This window comes from Mycobacterium sp. NGS58, from assembly GCF_059812385.1.
On the sequence record NZ_JCALCO010000031.1, the window covers coordinates 45,113 to 63,704 of the forward strand.

The following is an 18,592-nucleotide window of genomic DNA, read 5'->3' on the forward strand; positions in this document are numbered from 1 at the left end:
CCGCGCCTAGTGGGCGTTGTCGCGCACTCCCAGATCCTCGCGAGCCTCCTGCGTCGTGGCTCCCCACGACACCGCGGCCGGGAAATCACCCCACACACTGTTGAAGATGCCGACGAGCTGCCCGGGGCCGCCGTTGGGCGCCAGGTAGACCGGTCCACCCGAGTCGCCGTTGTGGCTCTGCACGCCATGCGACATGGTGAACCAGCCATTGTTCACACTCTCCACCGTCCCGCAGGTTTCCCCCGTGATCACGCCGAAATGGCAGACCGGCTCACCCGGCGCCAGCGCCAGGCCGGGGTCCGAGACCAGCGGACGACCGCCCGGCAGGACGTTGTTCGCCATGACGCTGTTGTCCAGCACGATCGCCTCGTAATCGCTGATCGTCTGGGTCGTTGACACGGTCGTTCCGGAAGGGGTGCTGTCGCGGAAAGCCGCCATCTGGCCGATCACAGTGCCGCCGCGGTCCGTCACCACCCCGGTGCCGCCCCGGCAGTGTCCCGCGGTGAACGCGATCTTCAGGGCGGGATCGACGTATCCCAGCGTGCACACGCGGTTGCCCTGACGTATTTCCATACCCGGGTACACGACGACGTCGGCATGGGCCGGCGCACCCGGCATCAGGGAGGCCAGCGCTGCGAGGGTTGTCGACGCGGCAAAAGCGCGCCGTGCCAGACGACGATGCACCTTGAACTCCGATCCATCGGGCCGATACCGACGGGAGGCCGAGGTCACGGCGTAACCGTCCTCCCCGCTCAGCTTTTCGGGCCGGCCTGCGCAAATGTTACAGCGAGGTCACGACCGGCGTGGTGGCGTCGGTTTGACGGGCCGCTCGCGGCAGCCAGCCGGGCGGACCGAACACGTAACCCAATCGATCACGCAGGCGGCTCGCCGATCGCCAGTCATGGGCGATCGCGACGTACTCGCGCGTCTGCAACGTCCAGATGTTGAAGGTATCGACGCGTTTCGTGAGGCCGTAATGCGGCCGGAACAGCTGGGCCTGGAAGGTTCCGAAGAGCCGGTCCCAGACGATGAAGATGCCGCCGTAGTTTTTGTCGAGATACACCTGGTCCATCCCGTGGTGCACCCGGTGATGCGACGGCGTATTGAAAAGGAACTCGAACGGTCGCGGTAGCTTGTCGATCCGCTCGGTGTGGATCCAGAACTGGTAAATCAAGTTCAAGGAGAAACTGAAGAACACCATCCACGGTGGAATCCCCAACAGCGGCAACGGAATCCACATCAGGATCTCACCGCTGTTGTTCCACTTCTGGCGTAGCGCGGTGGCGAAGTTGTAGTACTCGCTGGAGTGATGGGCCTGGTGCGTCGCCCAGATCAACCGGACCCGGTGCGCGATCCGGTGATAGGCGTAATAGAGCAAGTCCACCCCGAGAATCGCGATGACCCAGGTGTACCAGTGCGTCGCCGACAGGTGCCAGGGCGCCAGGTACGCGTAGATCGCGGCGTAGCCCAGCAGCGCCACGGTCTTCCATCCGGCGGTGGTCGCGACCGAAACCAGTCCCATCGAGATGCTGGCCACCGAGTCGCGGGTGAAGTGCGCCCCCGACGGCGGTCTCGCCGTGTCGGCCGCCTCGGCCGTGAGGTGTTCCAGCTTTCGGGCCGCGGTCCACTCGAGGGTCAACAGCAGCAGGAAGAACGGGATGGCGAACAGCACGGGATCGCGCATCTGCGGCGGGAGCGCGGACAGGAAGCCGGAGAGGGCACTCACACAGGTAAGACTACGACGCCCGCCCGCGGGCCGGTTCGCGCTCAGCGCCGATCGTCGGACTGCGCTTCGTCGCCGGCATACCACTGGACCGCGCGGACGCCGGGAAGCGCCGACAATTCGGCCACCAGCCGCTCCAAACGGGCCGGGGCGTCGCCGTTCATCAGCAGGTGCGCGGTCAGGGTGACCTCATCGCCGGACGGGTTGCCGGTGTGGATTCCGCGAAGTGTGATGTCGTTGCTGCCGGCGTGCTGCACGATCTGCGCCCGCGCGTACTTCTCGTGCTTGGCGCGGCAGACCACCTGCACGAGGTAGGGCAAGAGGCTCTCGTCTTCTTCGGCACTGTTGTCGCGGTCGATCAGCCGGCCGAGCGGGCGCCCCAGCAGATGGATGCCAATGACGGTTCCGGTGCCGATCAGCGCGAACACCAGGTGACCGGAAGCCGCCAGCACGCCGATCGCCGCCGAGCACCACAGGGTGGCGGCGGTGTTCAGGCCCCGGACGTTGACGCCCTCCCGAAGGATCACCCCACCGCCGAGGAACCCGATGCCGGACACGACGTAAGAAGCGACCCGGGTGGGGCTGGTATCGGAGGTGGCCGCGGCATAGAGGACGAACAGCGTCGCGCCGCCGGCGACCAGTGCGTTGGTGCGCAGGCCGGCCCGCCGGGCGCGCCATTGCCGTTCCAGGCCGATGAGGGCGCCGCAGCCCACGCCGACCCCCAGCCGGAGCACGAAATCGAGAGCGCTCAGCGTCTCCAACGACTCAACTCCTTCCCCTCGCTGTCGAGTATCCCCGGCCCCACCGGGCGACAACGGTTGCGGCGCCGGCGTGGTGCCGTCCGGTGCAGCTAAACACCCGCAGGTGAACGGGAGATGGACCCGAGCCAAATCGGGCGCGGGGCCGCCACATTCGCGACACCTGCGCGCCGTCGATTGGTTGCGCCCCAGCCACCTGGCGGGCGGTCATGCTGACCGACCCGAGGCTACCTTCGGTTAAGTTGCTGCGGGCAATAGTATTTCGCCGCGATCGCCAAGAACGACGTCGCGTGATCATTGGTCAGCGCAGGGTTTTGGCTCTTCAGTTCGTCAACCATCTGGGGGCCGACTTCACCGTCACCCATTGACACGCACACCGATTTGGCGAACGTGATCGCCGCCTCGGGGGTCGAGTAGGTGATGCCCGCACTTCGCAGCGAGGCAAGGAAGCCTGCCTCGTCGCCGCCGGGCGTCACCGGGTCGGCCTGCGCGAGCGGGGCCATTGCGATCGCGGCCGACACGCCAACCCCGAGCGCCAGCAGGAGTTTCATAACATGTGATCGTGCCATGTCGCGGCGTTGTTCGCAGCGGCGAGCGGCGTTCCGCAGATGCGTTGAGCACCTGAGCATCCGAGTCGGGCCGCCAGCACGGTCACCACCGCGTCGGCTCGGCTCAGGCCTTGGAGAGCTGCTGCGGGCAGTAGTACTTCGCGGAAAGCACGGCGAAGTTCGACGCCATCTCCATGTCCATCCCGGGATTGTGGGTCTTCACGTCGTGTACCACCTCCAGGCCCGACTCACCGTTGTTCAGGCACGAGCACACCGCCCTGCCGGCGGCAACAGCCGAACCCGGGCTGTTGAAGCTGAAACCGGCTTGCTGCAACGCGGCGACGAAACCCCCGTCGTCGCCGTCCGGCGCAGGCGGCGGCGCTGAGTGCGCCGGTGCGGCGAGGCCGATCATCGCCGAAACGCCGAGTAGCGCCAGTATCCGTTTCATCTTTGCCACCCTTTCCGTGGTGAGCGGTTTCGCATCTAGTGCTTGGCGGGACCGATTCGACTGCGCCTCAACCGAATTGGGCGTCGGCCGGAATGACTTTCGACTTGTCGCCCTTCTTCAGATGCACCGCGTGGATGCCCGGCTTCTTGGCCAGCTGCTCGAGAAGGGCGTCGAGGTTCTCTTGATCGACGTTGTGGTGCTGCACGGTCTCGGGCTTCTCCGAGATCTGTGCGACAAGGCGTTTCAACTGTTCGGGCGATTGCTTGTCTTTGAGATCCTTGATCGGAGTCATCCGGTTACGCACACCCGCGCGCGCCACGGTGGGCCCGCCGGAGCCCACTGCGCTGCCCATCATCCCGGCCAGCCCCATCGAGTTGAACAGACTCCCCTGGCCCAGTGCGGCCGCGGGCACCGCCTCCGACCCGGCGGCCGACAGCGCGGCCGCGACGGTCCTGATGGCCGGGGTGGACGTGGCCCAGCTCGGCGGGATCGACAGCTTGCCGACCAGGGTGCCGGCGTTGCCCATGCCGGCGATCGGGCTGATCGAGCTGTACAAGGTGCCGCGGCCAAAACCCAGCGCACCCAGCCCGGCGCCCAACGCATCCTTCGGCAGCGCCCCGTACCCGACGGGCGGGGCGAACTTGAGCCACTGTGACAACGGGAAGTTGATCAACAAGCCGACGTCGTTGAACTGCGTGGTCAGACCCAGCGGCACCTTGACGGCGTTGTACATAGCCGTGTAGAAGCTGGCGCCGCCTGGGACGGTGTTGAACAGATCCGTCATGAAAGTTTGGTAGAGATAGGCCAAGTTGGCCGGGATGGAGAACGGCCCGCTGTACGGCAAGGTAGTGGTCGCCGCCGACGTCACCGTATTGGCGACATCGGCGGCCGGGCTGCTCGCCGCCGAACTCACCGCGGCCGCTTGCATCGGTTCGGCGGCCTCGTTGGTGGTCTTGGGCGCCGGGCTGAACTGGGTCAGGTTGTTGGATGCGGTCGCCGACGAGGCGAAGTACGTGTCCATCGCCGTGGCGTCCTGAGCCCAAAACTCGCTGTACTGCGCCTCATTCGCGGCAATCGCCGATGTGTTCTGTCCGAATAGGTTTGTCGCGACCAGCTGCGCGAGCAGGGTGCGGTTCTCCGCGATCACTGCCGGGGGAACGTGTGCGGCGAATGCCGTCTCATAGGCGCTGGCCGCCTCGGTGGCCTGGGCCGCGGATTGTGCTGCCTGCACGGCGGTTTCCTGCATCCAGGCCACGTAAGGGGCTGCCGCGCTCGCCATGGCAATCGAGGACGGACCAACCCAGGGCCCTGCCGTCAGGCTCGAGAGGACCGACGAATACGCCGTTGCGGTGGACTGCAATTCGGTGGCCAGGCTCTGCCAGGCCGTTGCGGCCGCCACCAACGACTCCGCTCCCGGGCCGCTGTACATGCGGCCCGAGTTGAATTCCGGCGGAAAGGCTCCGTAGAACATCGCTCGTACCCCCTACCTGGCTGCCTGGATCGACAGCGCTTGGCTGCCATAGGTTCTGGCCATCACGGTCACTCCTCGACGCACGGGATCACGATGATGGTGGCCGCGGCCGGATCAGCCTCGGCGGCAACACCGCCCAGCGAACCCGCCACCGAGGCGGTGCCGCTGACCGGCCGGGTTGCGGCGGCCGCGACGGCGCGTCCGGCCAGGCTGGACAGGGCCATCTGGTTGAAGACGCCCTCCTCACCGGCCATGGCGGCGGGCACCGCCGCCACGTTCGCGGGCAGCCCCTGGGCGAGTATTCGGATCGCCGGGGCGGCTTCCGCCCACCCCTGGGGCACCGACATGCCGCCCACCAGAGCGGCTTTGCCCATCGATCCCGACACCTGCCCAGCCCCGACAGCGGAGCTGAGCATCGGCTTGACGGCGTTGGCGCCACTGGCCAGCGGCGCCAACGCCCCGGAGATGGCTTTGGGCCCAGCCAGATACGCGGCTGCGCCCTGACCGTTCTGTCCCCACGCGTACGCCTGGCCGAACGACAGGAACGGACCGCCTGGGATGGTGCTCCATGACTGGGGCGAGAAGGGCCCGGTGAACACCGACCAGAACTCGTTCCAGTTGGTGATGAAACTCGGCACGGTAAGTCCGCTACCCGATGACGGATCAGCCGCTGTTGTCGCGGCTTGTACCGCCGACTGCATCCCGGTACTGACCTGAGACACCTGAGCGGCGGTGTTCGAGCTTGACTGCGCAGTGCTCTGGCTTACGGCGGCCGCCTGCGACGGACCGGCCGAGTCGTTGGTGGTTTGCGGCGGCTCGGCGAACGGGGTCAGCTGAGAGGCGCTCGCCGAGGACGCCGCGTATGCATACATTGCGGCGGCATCCTGCGCCCACATCTCCATGTAGTGGGCTTCGGTGGCGGCGATCGCCGGGGTGTTCTGGCCGAGGATGTTGGTGGCGACCAACATCGCGAGCAGCGAGCGGTTGGCGGCGATCACCGGCGGCGGAACGGTTGCCGCGAACGCGGTCTCGTAAGCGCCGGCCGCGAGTTTGGCCTGGGTACCCGCCCGCTCGGCTTGCGCGCCGGTGGCGTGGATCCACGCCACGTACGGCGCCGCCGCGGCGGCCATTGCGATGGACGAGGGGCCCGTCCACGGACCCGTCGCGAGAGTTTCGATTGTCGAGCTGTACGACGCCCCGGTGCTCTGCAGCTCCGCGGCCAATTCGTCCCATGCAGCCGCGGCGGCCAGCAGCGGCCCCGGCCCCGCCCCGATGTACATCCGCCCCGAGTTGTATTCCGGCGGATAAGCCCCGAAATCCAACATCTAAAACCTCCGGTCCCTCTTCTGGCGGCCATGGTAGGCACGCACTTGCGACCCCGGCATCGAGAAAGTCGCAGCTCTAAGGGAATTCATCAAATCCGCTACGAGATACATGTGCGGATCCCATGTGCTGCAGACAACAACGCCATCCTGCTCCTAGCTCTGAATCGGCGCCTGAATGGCGTACGAACGACTAGTCAAGCCACGTTGCTTTTGCACTGCCGATGGTGCCGTTCAGTTATTTCGTCGTTCGTAGCCGTTGGGTAAACTCTTGTAAAACAAATATGTTCGCGACTTCGTGAGCTGTGTGAGAACCGGGCGTAGCTGCAGTCGAATTAGTGGCGTGAATCACCCGGAAAGGTATTTGTGAGCAGCGTCGAGCCCCGGATAAACGTCATTCATCCGTTGGCCCGCTAATTGGGTGGGTTCTGCGACAAACCGACGCCAGTTGTGGCGTTATAAACTGGTTCAGAAACTACCGTTGTTGCGTCCGATCGCGAATCTTGACAGCCTCCTATATCGGTTTTAGAAAATTACTGAGCCGGATAATTTACGGTTCGTTGTAATCGCATCCCAGGTCCCGGCGAACCTTCTGCCCGTGGCAATTGACGTGCTTGTCGATCGCGCGGACTTGTGGCCCACCACCGTTGATGACCTCGACACAGCCGACCGGAGCGGCAGCGCTCCGAGGGCCGCCGGCAACGGCCACCACACCACGAGCGGTGGCCTGACGTTGGGCCTTCGAGGACAAGCCCCGGCCGCGGATCAGAGCACCGCGGGCATCTCTGCGGCCGAACCGGCCATTCATCGTCACACCGTTCTCCTCAGGTTTCCTCATACGAGTAGACGTGACCAGTCTGCTCTAGCACTGATTAGCTACTGACAATTTCCTGGGAGGCGTTATGCGCTGATCACTAGCTTTTTCCAGTACCCTCACCGCGCCAAAAACCACATGTGAGAAGTTGCCGAACGGCCCGGGTCTTCTGGTGTGCATGGCTGAAATTCGATCGGTCGCCCGGTTCTGCGGCCCCGGTGAGCCCGTCAGTTGGGGGTGTGGGGGTTTGTTCCCCCATCGCTGGTGGATAGACGGTCGGGGCAGTAGACCCCGGCGGCGGCCTGGACGAACAGGGCGGCCTTCGCCGTGGTGAATGCCGGGTTGAGCTCGTGGACATCCCTGATGATGTCCAGTTCCGTGGCACCTGAATTGGCCAAGTCGCACACCTTTTGGCCCGCCTTTACCGCGCGGTCGGGGTTCGGGTAGGTGATGCCGGCCTTGCTGAGTGCGGCGAGGAACGCGTCGTCATCGGAATCGGCGTGCGCAGGTAGCGCCATGCCGACCACGGCAACGGCGCTGGCCAGAAACGGTAGGAATCTCATGTCTGGACTTCCCTTTTCCTAACCGGCCGCAGGCGGGCGACCCATGATGCGGAGGCGGAACCCGTACATCGGCTCGGAGAACTCCTCCTCATGCCCACCGGGGATGCCCGCCAGCGGCACACCCGGCATGCCCACTGCCTGAGCCTCTTCCATCACCATCGGGGTGGCGGAACCGAAGCCGTGGTACGCCCCGAGGCCGACCTGAGTCGTCGCCGCCAGCGGCGTGATCGCCGCTCCGGTTGCACCCCAGGCCGGCGGAACCGACAGGGCCCCAACCAGGCTCGCCTGCCCCGCGCCCGCCGCGGCTGCCGCGCCGGGCGCGGTCACCGACGCCAGGTTCGCGGTACCCCCGAGGCCGGCGGCCAAGACTCCCAGTCCCGACGTGGTCGAGTCGACGGCGTTCAGGGAGGAGATGGAGTTCATGTTGACCGCCGCATCGATGAACGACGTAGGGTTCAGCAGCCCGCTGGTGGTGAACGCGTTGGAAAGATTGGCGACCGAGGCGTTGTTGAGGAAGCTGCCGAGCAGTGAGCCGTTGCTCCCATCCAGGTAGTTCATCAGCCCGGCAAGCCCGGTGGTGGAGGTATTCGTATCGGGCGCGAGGCCAAGCCACTCCAGCAGGCCGTTTCCCGAGGAGGTGCTCGAGCCGCTCGAGGCGGCGTTGACAACAGCGGCGGTTTGTTGGGCCGTCCCGTCGCTGGTCGTGTCGGCTTGCGGCTGTTGGAACGGTGTCATTTCGGTGGCCGCGCGCGAGGCGGCGGTGTAGTTGGTCATCGCGGCCGCGTCTTGAGCCCACATCTCGCCGTATTGGACCTCGTTGGCTGCGATCAACCCGGCGTTCTGGCCGAAGATGTTGCTCGCCACCAAGTTCGTCAGCTGGGTGCGATTGGCCGCGACCGCGGCCGGCGGCACGGTTGCGGCGAACGCGGCCTCGTAGGCGGCCGCGGCCGCGTTGGCTTGTACGCCGGCCTGCTCGGCCTGCGCGGCCGTGGTGTTGAGCCACTCGACGAAAGGTGCCACCGCAGCCGACATTTTCGTCGAGGACGGTCCAAGCCAGCCTTCGCTGCTAAGCGCCGCAATCACCGATTCATAATTGATTGCAGCGGAGCGCATTTCAGCAGAAATGGCGTTCCACGCGGCCGCGGCGGCCAGCATGGACTCCGAGCCTGGGCCGGAATACATTCTGGCCGAGTTGATTTCCGGCGGCAATCCGACATAGAGCGACATGACATCTTCTCCAGGGTTCTCAGCCGGCGGCCGGCGGACGTGGCATGACGACGGGCCGGAACCCGTATTTGGGAATGGCGCGGCGTGCTCGCCTACCGGTGCCGCCCATCGGCCCCGCGACGCCTCCGGGTCCGCCTGCCGCGGGGGCTGCCCCGGTGTCAGTGAGCCCGGTGACGCCGGTGGCCGGCACGGCCGTCTGGCCCGGGCTGACATTGGCCGCCGACGCCCAGCCCTGCGGCACCGACATCGACCCCACCAGATGCGCGTTGCCGACCCCGGCAGATGCGCCGCCGGGGCCGGCCGACCCCACCGTGTTCGACGCCAGGTCGGCGCTCGCGGCGCCTTCGGCGTCGGCGGCGAAGTCGCCCAGGCCCCCCAGGGTCGTGGCGTGCTGCGCCGCCAGGACGCCCTGGAGGGACGAAATGATGAACTGCGGGTTGAACGGGCCACCGGCTAGGGCGCCGTTGACCACCGCGGTACTGAAGAAGTTGCCGTTCGTGAAGGTGCCGAAGGCCGAATTGTCCGAGCCGCTCAGCAGGCCCGCCAGCGATGACGACAGCGAACCGGGCGACGAAGAGCCGCCGCTCGCGGACGACAGCGCCGATTGCACCGAACCAGCGGGTGTCTGGGCAACCTGCGCCACGGTGTTCGCCTGCGCGCCAATGCCGTCGGTATTCGTGGTCGACGGGGGCGGCACCAGGGGTGCCAGTTGCGACGCGGTGCTCGCGGCGCTGGCATAGCCGTTCATTGCGCCCGCGTCTTGCGCCCACATTTCGGCATACTGCGTTTCAGTCGCCGCGATCGCCGGGGTGTTCTGACCGAAGACGTTGGTCGCCACCAGCATCGCCAGCTGAGCGCGGTTGGCCGCAATCACCGGCGGGGGCACCGTCATCGCGAAGGCCGACTCGTATGCGGTGGCAGCCGAAAATGCTTGTCCGCTGGCCTGCTCGGCCTGGGTGGCGGTGCCGTCCAACCACGCCAAATAGGGCGTGGCCGCGGCCAACATCGACATCGACGAAGGCCCCAGCCAGCCCGCTCCGGTCAACTCCGTTACCACTGAGCCGTAAGAGGCTGCGGCCGAGCGCATCTCCGCGGCCATCGTGTTCCACGCGGCAGCGGCGGCCAGCATCGGTCCCGATCCGGGCCCGGCATACATTCGGGCCGAGTTGATTTCCGGCGGCAGCGCCGCGAAGTCAAGCATGACGATCCCCCAAAATGTTCAGCGTGCGGAGGCGGCGTTGATGGCCTCGGTGGCCGCGTACGATCCTGCACTCGCCTGCAAGGTGTTCACGAAGTTCTCGTGCACTGCGGCGGCTTGGGCGCTCAGCGCCTGGAACATCTGGCCGTGCCTCGCGAATTGCGCCGCGGTCAGCATCGACACGACATCCGCGGCGGCAGGCACCACCCCGGTCATCGGAGCGGCGGTGGCCGAGTTCTGGGCGGTCAGCGCCGAGCCGATCTCATGCAGCAGTCCGGCTGCCACAGACAATGATTCCGGCTGTGCGATAACGAAGTTCATCACAAATCTCCCCACGGAAAGGTCGGCAAGCCACAGTGTGGACGTGCCGAGTGCGCGCATCGACGCGACGATGGTGCGCGTGCTACGAGAAGTGGCTAAATGCAAGCCAATTCAGGAAAATATGATGCCGAGGCCGGATCGAAGCGAAGTGGTCAACGATCTGGCGTACGGAGTGTCATCGGGACTAATTCGCTCTCACCTCCTCCAGGCCAGGGCACGCGGGGGTGCCACACAGTGCACGCGGGGAAGGCAACCAGGCGAAACGGCCGGCCGCGGCACCCCTCTCGTCAGAGCTTCGGCACCACACGGCGTATCCGGCTAAACCAAAAGCCGGAAGCCACTTGGGCTCAACCCTTAATCCGGGAAGAGCTGTCCTGACCCTGGGCGTCTTTCGACGTTCGAGGTCAGTGGCCTGTGTCCGTGCAGACGCCTCACCTAGCGAGGTGCTTGCATTGGCAATGGTGGCACTCGGACTGCGTTGAGTCAAGCTGACGTACAACGCATTCCCAGCGGTTGACCCGTCCTCACCTCGGATGGCATCCGCGATGGCGACCGTCCGCAGGGGGGCGCGACCCCGATGGCGGCCGGGTCAGTCCGACTTTTTCTCGGCCACCGCCGCGCTGAGGCCCTCGGCGAGATCCTCCTGGGTGAGCTCCTTGAAACGCAGCAGTTGACGTTCGCTGAACTCGGTCACCTCGCTGGCCAGCACCGCGTCCAGGTCCTCGTCGTCCAGACGGAAACTGCGGTGGTCACGGGCCTTCTCCACCACGTTGCGTACGAAACCGGCATTGCCGAGCGTGTCGATGCCGCGGATGAGATCGCCGTCCTCCGAATAGCTTTCGTCGAGATAGAACTTTGTGTACGACGGCAGCAAAGCCTGAGCCGACTCGTCGGTGATGACGTCTTCGTTCTCCTGGCCCATCAATCGGGTCAGCGCTACCAGCTCGTCCGGGGTGTAGCTGAAGAACTCGATCACGGTCGAAAAACGCCGTCGCAGACCCTGATTCACTTCGAGCATCTTGTCCATGGCCTTGGCGTACCCGGCTCCGAACACGACCAGCTCGTCGCGATGATTCTCCATGTACAGCAGCAACGTATTGATGATCGCGTTGCCGTAGGGGTCACCCTGCTGGTAGCCCTTCTCGTGCAACGTGTGCATCTCGTCGAAGAAGACCGCGCCACCCAACGCGCCCTCGAGCATCTCCTCGGTGTTTTTCTCCGCGTCCGCCATGTATCGGCCCAGCAGCTTGGTGCGGCTGGTTTCGACCACCACGGGCTTGCGTAGCACCGTCAAGCCGCACAGCTGCTTGCTGAAAGCCCTTGCCACCGAGGTTTTTCCGGTGCCAGGCGGGCCGAGCAACAGCGTGTGGCGTGACGTGACCGGCACCGGAAGGCCCATCTTGGCGCGCGCCAGGTTCACCTTGGTGGTCGATTTGATGAGCTTGATCTCGCGTTTGGCGCGTTCCATGCCGAGCATGGCGTTGAGCTCGGCGTCACCTTCGGCGAGGTATTTCGCCGCCTCTTCGGCGTGGCGCGCGGCCTCGGTCTCGGCCCGGGTCGGCGCGCTGTCCGGGTCCCACGGGTCGGTCCGGGCCTCGATCGTTTCGGGGTCGGTCAGGACCAGGCGGAAGTTGGGGTTGTCCAGCGCTTCGCGGGCCGGCGTGAACTTCGGGTCCCGCGAGTACACCCGGCGCAGCAGCTCGACGGCCTCCTCCTCGCGGCCCAGGTGCCGCAGGCACATGCCCTGCGTGTACAGCGCGATGTTGGCCGCGCCCGGCACCCGATCGCCTTCGACGGCCTCCTGACCCCGGCGCAAAGCCTCCTCGAACACACCCAGCGAAGCCAGCGCCGTGGTGGCCATCGCGGCGCCCGCGGCCTTCAGTTCGGGCTGCCGCCAGGTCTTCCCCTCGGAGAATTGGTTCAGCACATCCGGCCACCGGGCGGTGCGGAAGTACAGCACGCCGCGCACGTAGCTGACCAGTTCCTCGTCGACGGGCTGTCGGGGTTCGACGCCGTCGATCAGTTTCGCCGCTTCCTCATAGCGTTTCGCCTCTGCGAGAACCGCGGCGTACGCACAGGCCAATGTCTCTACGCTGGTGACCGCCAGCCGCAGGAACAATCCGTCGGAGACCTCAGGGCGGAACTGCAGCTCGCTCACTCCGAGGCGGCGCGTCTCCCAACCGAAGGTCCGGATCGAGGACCATGCACCGGAAAGCACATCGATGCTTTGCTCCCCCACCAGGATCCGCGCCAGCCACGCGTCGCACATCGCGGGATCCAGGTTGGTCGCCGTCGTGAACATCTGCGACGCCACCTGGGGATTATGGCTGGGCTGCAGCCCATTGACCGAGACGCCGGAGGCCAACAGGCCGGCGACCATCGCGTTGCGGGCGCCTTCGGCGGTTGATTGCGGCCTCGTCATTGCGCCACAGGTACGCCCGCCGAGCTTTTACGCAATTGGTCGACGGATAGCGCGAGGTCGTCATCGTCGGCGCGCAGCGGACGGCTCGGCACGACCAGCAGGGGGCGCGCCGTCGGAGCGGGCAGGCTGGCTCGCACCGCGGCCAGCTGGCGGCCGGTGAGGCGGTTGAGGCCCGACGAGACGTTCCGGCGCAACCGCTTCTCGGTGTGATACCGCACCCACGCCGAAACCCGCGGCCGGCCGCCGCGCGAGGTGAGCCGGATGGTCAGGACCGTGGCGACGGTTTCGTCGTCCCACAGCTCATCGAGCTTCTCGGTGGTGATGTCGGACGGCGACAACCACAGGCTGGTGACGAACCCGTTGAAGTGCTTGAGTCGGCGCCAGCCGGGCCGGCTCCAGGTCGGTTCCAGATCGGCGAGCACCGCGCGATCGACTTCGGCGAGCTCCTTCGCGGTCAAGGGCCGGGCCGCGCAGGTCAGCCCGTCGAGATCCTGGGCGAGCCGCTCGGTGGCCGCCACCAGGGTCGACGCCAACGAATCGCGGGCCGCCACGGCGGCGACGTTGCGCTGCGGGTTCATCCGCAACACCAGCCAGGTGCGGCGAACGTAGGAGGTGCGCGCGTCGTCAGCCACCTCGTGCTCCTCGGGGCCCCGGTCATCCAGCTTGGACAACTCGGCGGCTTTGGCTTCGGGGCCGCCGCCCCGAGCCTTCACCGACACGATGTCGATGTCGTCGAGGTGGATGTCGAACTGGCGCAGGCCCGAAGCGACGGCTGACACCAACAGCGTGGGCGCCGAGTGCCGGTGACGAAGGCGCGAGGCCGAGTCGTCGTCGCCGCCGCTGATGCCGATCACCGTGACCAGTTGGCCTTCGTACTGTCGCACGCCGACTTGGTCGCGCCCGTACTTGCGCTGGTAATCGAGGGCCGGGGTGCAACCCGCGGACAGGGCGGCGCCCGGGTCGGCCGACCAATCCCACAGCCACGTCGCCAATCCCGTTGTGACGGTGAGGCCGTGGTAGGTGACCAGCGACAGCAGCGTCACCAGCACGGCCAGGCCGACACCTACCCAGAACGCGATGCGATACGTGCCCTGCCATGATTCGGGGCAGTGGCTGGCCACCACCATGATCAGGATGTCGATCAAGAACACGGTGGTCAGCCGCGGCCACGACAAGGACAATCCGAACCTGCGCTGACGCTTCATGAAAGCTGCTCCGCCCCTATTGCTGTTTCCGCGATCGCTTCATCAGCATCGCCGTGCCGAACACTCCGCCGCCGATGAGTAGCGCCCCGAGCAAGCCTCCGGCGGCCACCCACACTGGCACCATATCCCGGTGCGGGACGGGTTTCGGGATGTTCAGCGGTGCCGATAGTTGCTGCGGCGGTTTCACCGGACCGTCGGGTACATCCCAGGTCAGTGCCGCCACCGGATCGACCACCCCGTGGCCCACCTGGTTATCGACGCCACGCGCGGGAGCGCGGGCGGTACGGGTCAGCCGGTTGATGACCTGATACGCCGACAGCTGCGGGTACTTGGCACGCACGAGTGCCGCGACGCCGGACACGATCGCCGCCGAGAAGCTGGTGCCCGCCGGAACCAGCAGCGTGTTGTCCGGTCCGTCGATCGCGTTGATCAGGCCGTCGTCCCGAGGCGACAGGCCGACGACATCCGTTCCGGGCGCGGCGATCCCGACCCACGGCCCGGCCACGCTCGTCGACGCCTGGCCCTGGTTGCCCTGGCTCATCGGGCGGCCCTCGGTGTCGACCGCGCCGACCGTCAGAACGTAGTCGCTGAACCAGGACGGTGTCACGACAGTGGTGACCGCGTTCCAGTTGCGAGGATCGTTGGGCTGCAACGGATCATGGGGCGGGTTCTGCTTGCAGTCCTTTTTGTTGGTGTCACCGGCGGCCGCCACGATGACGGCGTTCTTGTCGACCGCCGCATAGCGCACTGCCGCACCCAGCGAACGCTGATCGATGATGTTGCGCGCGCTCATGCAGGTCACATCGGAGATGTTGATGACCTGAGCGCCCATGTTGGCGGCATGCACGATCGCACGCGCCATCGTTTGAACGTTGTCGATCTTGGCCGAGGTCTGCGGATCCTCGTCACCGGTGTAGGCGTCCTTGAGGCCGAAGGCCTGGCTGGACTGCCGGATCGCGATGATGTCGACATCCGGGGCCACCCCACTGAACGCGTCCGGACCGGCCTTCGGTGCCGGCGGTGGCGGTGGCGGTGGGTCGAGCGGACGCGGGCCGCGCAGGTTGTCGACGTTGGCCACGTGCCCGCCTCCGGTGTAGCCGGGGATGGTCACGGTGCCGCCGCCGTGGCTGGCGGCCGGCGCTTGCCCATTCGGGCCCTGGCCACCTTGCGATGGTCCCGGGGGCGGACCCGCGGGTGCCGGAGCCGCCGGAGCCGCGGGAGCCGGCGGCGCCCCGAAGGGACCCTGGGGCGGCGCTTGCTCCTGAGACTGCTGCGGCGGCGGCGGGACCATCGTCACGGTTTGAGGCAGCGGTGACAGGGTCACCGTCTGCGGCGGTGGTGCTTTGGGCGGTGGCTCCGTGGTGGGGATGGTGACGGGCTTGCGCGGCGCCGCAGGCGGCACTCCCGCCCCGTTGGCCGGCGCCGCACCGATCATGGACGCCACGATGGTGCCGTGCGCGTCGCAGTCCGACAGGCCGTCGCCGGCCATGATGTAGTCCCCGCCAGGAATCAAGTGCGGAAACCTGGGGTGCGGCGTCACGCCGGTGTCGATGACGGCCACCTTCACGCCGGCGCCCCGACCGAACTGCCATGCCTCCTGCAGATTCAGCATGTCCATGTATTTGGGCTGCAGCCGGAAATCGGTCCCGGGCAGGACGCCGACCTCGGTGCAGTACGAGTTCTGCTTCATCGGCGCCCCGGGTCCCGGGGGACCGTCCGGCGGCACCGCGCCCGCGTCGATCGTCGGAGGCGAGATGGCGTAGGCGGGCGGCAAGCCGGCTAATGCACCGGACGCAAGCAAGGCTGCGGCGACGGTCGCGGCGGACGCGCGACCACGCCACACCTTGCCGTTAGCGATAGCGGATTGCTGCATAGACATTCATCAACCACAATGCCAGCGGGAAAATCGGCATCAGGCAGAGGTATTCAATCCATTCCACGAATTTGCGGAATAGCGGGCTGTAGACGGTGTTTGGCACCACCGCCGCCGATGTCAGCCCCGCGGCCGGGAGCAGAACCAAAATCGCCGTGCCGATCGACACCGCGAGCGGTGACTGCAGCACCAGCGCGTAGCGGAACACGACCGCACCGACGATTAGCACCGCCGTTCCGGCCAGGGTGATCGCCTGCCAGCGGTCCACGTAGGAGCGGCCGCGCAGCATCAGGAATCCCGCGCTGAATCCGGCGAGCAGGAGCGGCAGCCAGCGCTGTCCGGTGTGCGGATCCGACAGCGCGGTCAAGGAGACGATCATCAGCACGCCGAGCCCGATCAGCAAACCCGACAGGAAGGAGCGGGCGCGTTCGGCCTGGGTCAGCACGTCGCGGACCGAGGCGGGGCCCTCCAGGACCGGAGGACCACCGTCTGAGCGCACCACGGTGGTGGGCAGGTCAGGCCGGGCCTCGAACACCCAGCGACTGGTCGCCGACGGGAAGACGGGCAACCGAATGCCTGCCAGGCGCCGCGAAATCGCCGGCGCACTTTGATAGATGATCACGGACACCAGCACCACGCAGGTGAAAAGGGTCACGGCGCTCGTCATGGCGACCATGCGCGCGAGCGCCGCTACACCTGTGATCAGGCCGATGGTGACGATAGCGGTGTAGATCGCCAGCCGGCGACCGGTGAACCGCAGGGCGAGGATCGCGCCGACGGTGAGGACGCCGAAGCCCAACACCGCGTGCGGCGATCCGACACCGCCGGGCGGCGCCGACGCCGCCGCGATCGACACCGGCGCGAGGCTGCTCAACAACATGGTGTCGGCGACGCGCCGTTCCTGATCCGAGCGCGCCCGCATCTGCAGCATCAGCGAAACACCCAGCACCACGGCGCCGATCACGCCCGCGTAGACGGTCGGAAGCCACGAGTTGTGATGCCAGCGCCACCAGCCGAGCAGGCCGGCCGCGGCCGTCACCCCGATGGCCACCATCGACGCACCGACCTGCACCGCGATCACCGGGTCGATGGCGGCGAAGCGCTTGCTGAGGTCCGCCGCGACCGCGGTGGAGATGTGCTCGATGACCTGCGAGCGGTGCTCGGTGTCCGGGATGAACCGGATCCACAACCTGTCGCCGTCGTAGACGTCCTGCTCGCTCAGCGACTGGGTGGCCCGCAGCGGCGAACCGTCCACCAGGCACAGTGCCCAGCGGCCCCGGCCCGACGCCTCCAGCGGAGTCTCACCGAGTTCCCGCAGCCGGCTGTTGACGACCTTCAGCAACGGGTCGGTCATCACCGAGACGGGGGCGTTTGCGTCCAGAAGAACGCCGATCTGGACACCCGCGCCGGCCATCACGCCGACGACGACTGCCTGAGGCTGCGAGATTCCCTCTACGTCAGGCTGTGGTACTTCGACTACCGCAGTCATCGCCTTGCACTCCTTGTGATGAATGTGTGAGCCCATGCCGCGAGTCGCGCGCGGGCGTGCGCCGGTGTGCCCGTCGGGGTGCTGGGGTGCCCCCCAAAGTGCATTCCGACTAATTGGAATTCCATCTGCCTCGCCTTGCGATTAAGAGTTGTCGTTGACACCGGTTTGAGATTTGCTGATGCCTTCAAAAGAAGTATGCCGTGTTCGCAGCTCAGCCGCATGTTGAGCGCAAAGACATTGGTAAACTCTGTGTTTCGCGCGAATGTTCAGACCCTGCTATGGGTTTTCCACTCCCCGTAGGGAAGGGTGTCCAGCACCGTCTTAACGCCCACCTGCACGAGCTGCGGAGTCGCCGGGCAGATCGCCAGCCACGCTTCCCCCGAACCGGCGGTGCGGGCCTGCTGGTACAGCGCGATGCGGCCGCCGGAGCCGTCTTTGAGGGACAGCACCGACGCACTCGGGCCCTTGGCGTCGTCCTGGTACTGGCGGGCGTAGACCGCAACCTCGGCGGCCGGGTCGGACAGCGCCTGTCCGAGGGCGGCCACGGTGGCGGCGCTGATTCCCATCCGGCGCAGGTCTCCCCCGGAAAACACGTTGAAACCCGACTCCTGCCACGACTTCGTCGCTTCCAGCATCTCCTCCAGCGGCACGTTGACCGCGTTGATCGCGGCGGGCTCCGCGTGGTGGATGGACTCCATCGCGTCGATCACCAGGGACGCGATCGAGGCGCTGTCCGCCACGGCGACGTCGTCGACGGTGATCTCGCCACCGACCCGAACTGCCGACACCCAGTGCTGGCCGCGGCGGGCCAGGACCACCCGAAATTCGTTGTCGGGGATATCGCGGGAACCAGGGGGCTGATTCTCGTCGTCGAGGACGCCGTAGGCCAGCTTGCCCCGGGACAACAGGGCGATCACCTCGAGGTCGGGCGCCGCGAGCACCCTCATTCGCGCGGCCACGTGCTCGTTTACCTCATCGTTCTCGACGATGCCCTGCTCGCGCATCACCGCCATTCCGGGATGCTCGTTGAGCCAGTCGCTCGAGTCCGTCGACACGTAGGGCCGGCACCGCAACTCCGGCGCGACGTGCCGGATGTCCAGCAGCGCCTGGAGCATCCAGAAACCGTCGACGTTGACAGTGATGTCGGTGCGGGTGCTCTGTTGGTCCATCAAATCCCCACTTGGTCCCTAATACTGCAAGCCAAATTGCA

General features: G+C 66.5%; 17 protein-coding genes and 1 riboswitch. All 17 genes read right to left on the reverse strand.

All coding sequences use genetic code 11. From position 1 onward, the window contains the following. Positions 1–6: 6 nt before the first annotated feature. Positions 7–684, reverse strand: coding sequence for an Rv1815 family serine proteinase (locus tag AC5Y4H_RS23360; RefSeq protein WP_499985727.1), 678 nt, complete (start codon positions 682–684; stop codon positions 7–9). A 97-nt stretch (positions 685–781) separates the two neighbouring features. Beyond that, the gene (locus tag AC5Y4H_RS23365) at positions 782–1,726 is read right to left on the reverse strand and encodes a sterol desaturase family protein (protein WP_499985692.1); all 945 of its coding nucleotides are present in this window, start codon (positions 1,724–1,726) and stop codon (positions 782–784) included. A 41-nt stretch (positions 1,727–1,767) separates the two neighbouring features. After that, positions 1,768–2,484 (reverse strand): MgtC/SapB family protein, encoded by a 717-nt coding sequence (locus tag AC5Y4H_RS23370; protein ID WP_499985694.1) that lies wholly within the window; start codon positions 2,482–2,484, stop codon positions 1,768–1,770. Positions 2,485–2,708: 224 nt separating this feature from the next. Next, positions 2,709–3,032, reverse strand: a complete 324-nt coding sequence (locus AC5Y4H_RS23375; protein WP_499985696.1) for a DUF732 domain-containing protein — start codon at positions 3,030–3,032, stop codon at positions 2,709–2,711. A gap of 121 nt (positions 3,033–3,153) precedes the next feature. Further along, positions 3,154–3,477 carry a DUF732 domain-containing protein gene (locus tag AC5Y4H_RS23380; protein ID WP_499985698.1) on the reverse strand — a complete coding sequence of 108 codons (324 nt, stop codon included), beginning with the start codon at positions 3,475–3,477 and terminating at the stop codon, positions 3,154–3,156. 67 nt (positions 3,478–3,544) lie between these two features. Then, on the reverse strand, positions 3,545–4,948 hold the full coding sequence (locus tag AC5Y4H_RS23385; protein WP_499985700.1) for a PPE family protein: 1,404 nt from the start codon (positions 4,946–4,948) through the stop codon (positions 3,545–3,547). A gap of 68 nt (positions 4,949–5,016) precedes the next feature. Continuing rightward, positions 5,017–6,273: a PPE family protein gene (locus AC5Y4H_RS23390; protein ID WP_499985702.1), complete on the reverse strand. Its 1,257-nt coding sequence runs from the start codon at positions 6,271–6,273 to the stop codon at positions 5,017–5,019. A 547-nt stretch (positions 6,274–6,820) separates the two neighbouring features. Then, positions 6,821–7,084 carry a hypothetical protein gene (locus AC5Y4H_RS23395; RefSeq protein ID WP_499985704.1) on the reverse strand — a complete coding sequence of 88 codons (264 nt, stop codon included), beginning with the start codon at positions 7,082–7,084 and terminating at the stop codon, positions 6,821–6,823. Between the two features lie 227 nt (positions 7,085–7,311). Beyond that, the gene (locus AC5Y4H_RS23400; protein ID WP_499985706.1) at positions 7,312–7,647 is read right to left on the reverse strand and encodes a DUF732 domain-containing protein; all 336 of its coding nucleotides are present in this window, start codon (positions 7,645–7,647) and stop codon (positions 7,312–7,314) included. A gap of 18 nt (positions 7,648–7,665) precedes the next feature. Next, entirely contained in the window at positions 7,666–8,874 is a 1,209-nt protein-coding gene (locus AC5Y4H_RS23405) for a PPE family protein (RefSeq protein WP_499985709.1), read from the reverse strand. A 19-nt stretch (positions 8,875–8,893) separates the two neighbouring features. Further along, complete coding sequence (locus AC5Y4H_RS23410; RefSeq protein ID WP_499985711.1) at positions 8,894–10,075, reverse strand: PPE family protein; 1,182 nt, start codon at positions 10,073–10,075, stop codon at positions 8,894–8,896. 18 nt (positions 10,076–10,093) lie between these two features. Then, positions 10,094–10,393, reverse strand: coding sequence for a PE family protein (locus tag AC5Y4H_RS23415; RefSeq protein ID WP_499985712.1), 300 nt, complete (start codon positions 10,391–10,393; stop codon positions 10,094–10,096). 272 nt (positions 10,394–10,665) lie between these two features. After that, positions 10,666–10,843: riboswitch (M-box (ykoK) riboswitch) on the reverse strand. Between the two features lie 139 nt (positions 10,844–10,982). Continuing rightward, entirely contained in the window at positions 10,983–12,815 is a 1,833-nt protein-coding gene (gene eccA5, locus AC5Y4H_RS23420; protein WP_499985713.1) for a type VII secretion system ESX-5 AAA family ATPase EccA5, read from the reverse strand. Beyond that, complete coding sequence (eccE, locus tag AC5Y4H_RS23425; RefSeq protein ID WP_499985714.1) at positions 12,812–14,020, reverse strand: type VII secretion protein EccE; 1,209 nt, start codon at positions 14,018–14,020, stop codon at positions 12,812–12,814. Before eccE ends, eccA5 begins: the two co-directional genes overlap by 4 nt. A gap of 16 nt (positions 14,021–14,036) precedes the next feature. Next, positions 14,037–15,893: a S8 family serine peptidase gene (locus AC5Y4H_RS23430; protein ID WP_499985715.1), complete on the reverse strand. Its 1,857-nt coding sequence runs from the start codon at positions 15,891–15,893 to the stop codon at positions 14,037–14,039. Beyond that, positions 15,871–17,382 carry a type VII secretion integral membrane protein EccD gene (gene eccD, locus AC5Y4H_RS23435; RefSeq protein ID WP_499985716.1) on the reverse strand — a complete coding sequence of 504 codons (1,512 nt, stop codon included), beginning with the start codon at positions 17,380–17,382 and terminating at the stop codon, positions 15,871–15,873. The genes AC5Y4H_RS23430 and eccD overlap by 23 nt, the downstream gene beginning before the upstream one ends. A 266-nt stretch (positions 17,383–17,648) precedes the next feature. Beyond that, positions 17,649–18,551: an ESX secretion-associated protein EspG gene (locus AC5Y4H_RS23440; RefSeq protein WP_499985718.1), complete on the reverse strand. Its 903-nt coding sequence runs from the start codon at positions 18,549–18,551 to the stop codon at positions 17,649–17,651. Between the last annotated feature and the right edge of the window lie 41 nt (positions 18,552–18,592).

Coding starts and splice junctions, on each gene's coding strand:
- AC5Y4H_RS23405 (WP_499985709.1), bottom strand. CDS start 8,874: ATGTCGCTCTATGTCGGATTGCCGCCGGAAATCAACTCGGCCAGAATG.
- AC5Y4H_RS23390 (WP_499985702.1), bottom strand. CDS start 6,273: ATGTTGGATTTCGGGGCTTATCCGCCGGAATACAACTCGGGGCGGATG.
- AC5Y4H_RS23380 (WP_499985698.1), bottom strand. CDS start 3,477: ATGAAACGGATACTGGCGCTACTCGGCGTTTCGGCGATGATCGGCCTC.
- eccD (WP_499985716.1), bottom strand. CDS start 17,382: ATGACTGCGGTAGTCGAAGTACCACAGCCTGACGTAGAGGGAATCTCG.
- AC5Y4H_RS23415 (WP_499985712.1), bottom strand. CDS start 10,393: ATGAACTTCGTTATCGCACAGCCGGAATCATTGTCTGTGGCAGCCGGA.
- eccA5 (WP_499985713.1), bottom strand. CDS start 12,815: ATGACGAGGCCGCAATCAACCGCCGAAGGCGCCCGCAACGCGATGGTC.
- eccE (WP_499985714.1), bottom strand. CDS start 14,020: ATGAAGCGTCAGCGCAGGTTCGGATTGTCCTTGTCGTGGCCGCGGCTG.
- AC5Y4H_RS23430 (WP_499985715.1), bottom strand. CDS start 15,893: ATGCAGCAATCCGCTATCGCTAACGGCAAGGTGTGGCGTGGTCGCGCG.
- AC5Y4H_RS23385 (WP_499985700.1), bottom strand. CDS start 4,948: ATGTTCTACGGAGCCTTTCCGCCGGAATTCAACTCGGGCCGCATGTAC.
- AC5Y4H_RS23400 (WP_499985706.1), bottom strand. CDS start 7,647: ATGAGATTCCTACCGTTTCTGGCCAGCGCCGTTGCCGTGGTCGGCATG.
- AC5Y4H_RS23440 (WP_499985718.1), bottom strand. CDS start 18,551: ATGGACCAACAGAGCACCCGCACCGACATCACTGTCAACGTCGACGGT.
- AC5Y4H_RS23410 (WP_499985711.1), bottom strand. CDS start 10,075: ATGCTTGACTTCGCGGCGCTGCCGCCGGAAATCAACTCGGCCCGAATG.
- AC5Y4H_RS23375 (WP_499985696.1), bottom strand. CDS start 3,032: ATGAAACTCCTGCTGGCGCTCGGGGTTGGCGTGTCGGCCGCGATCGCA.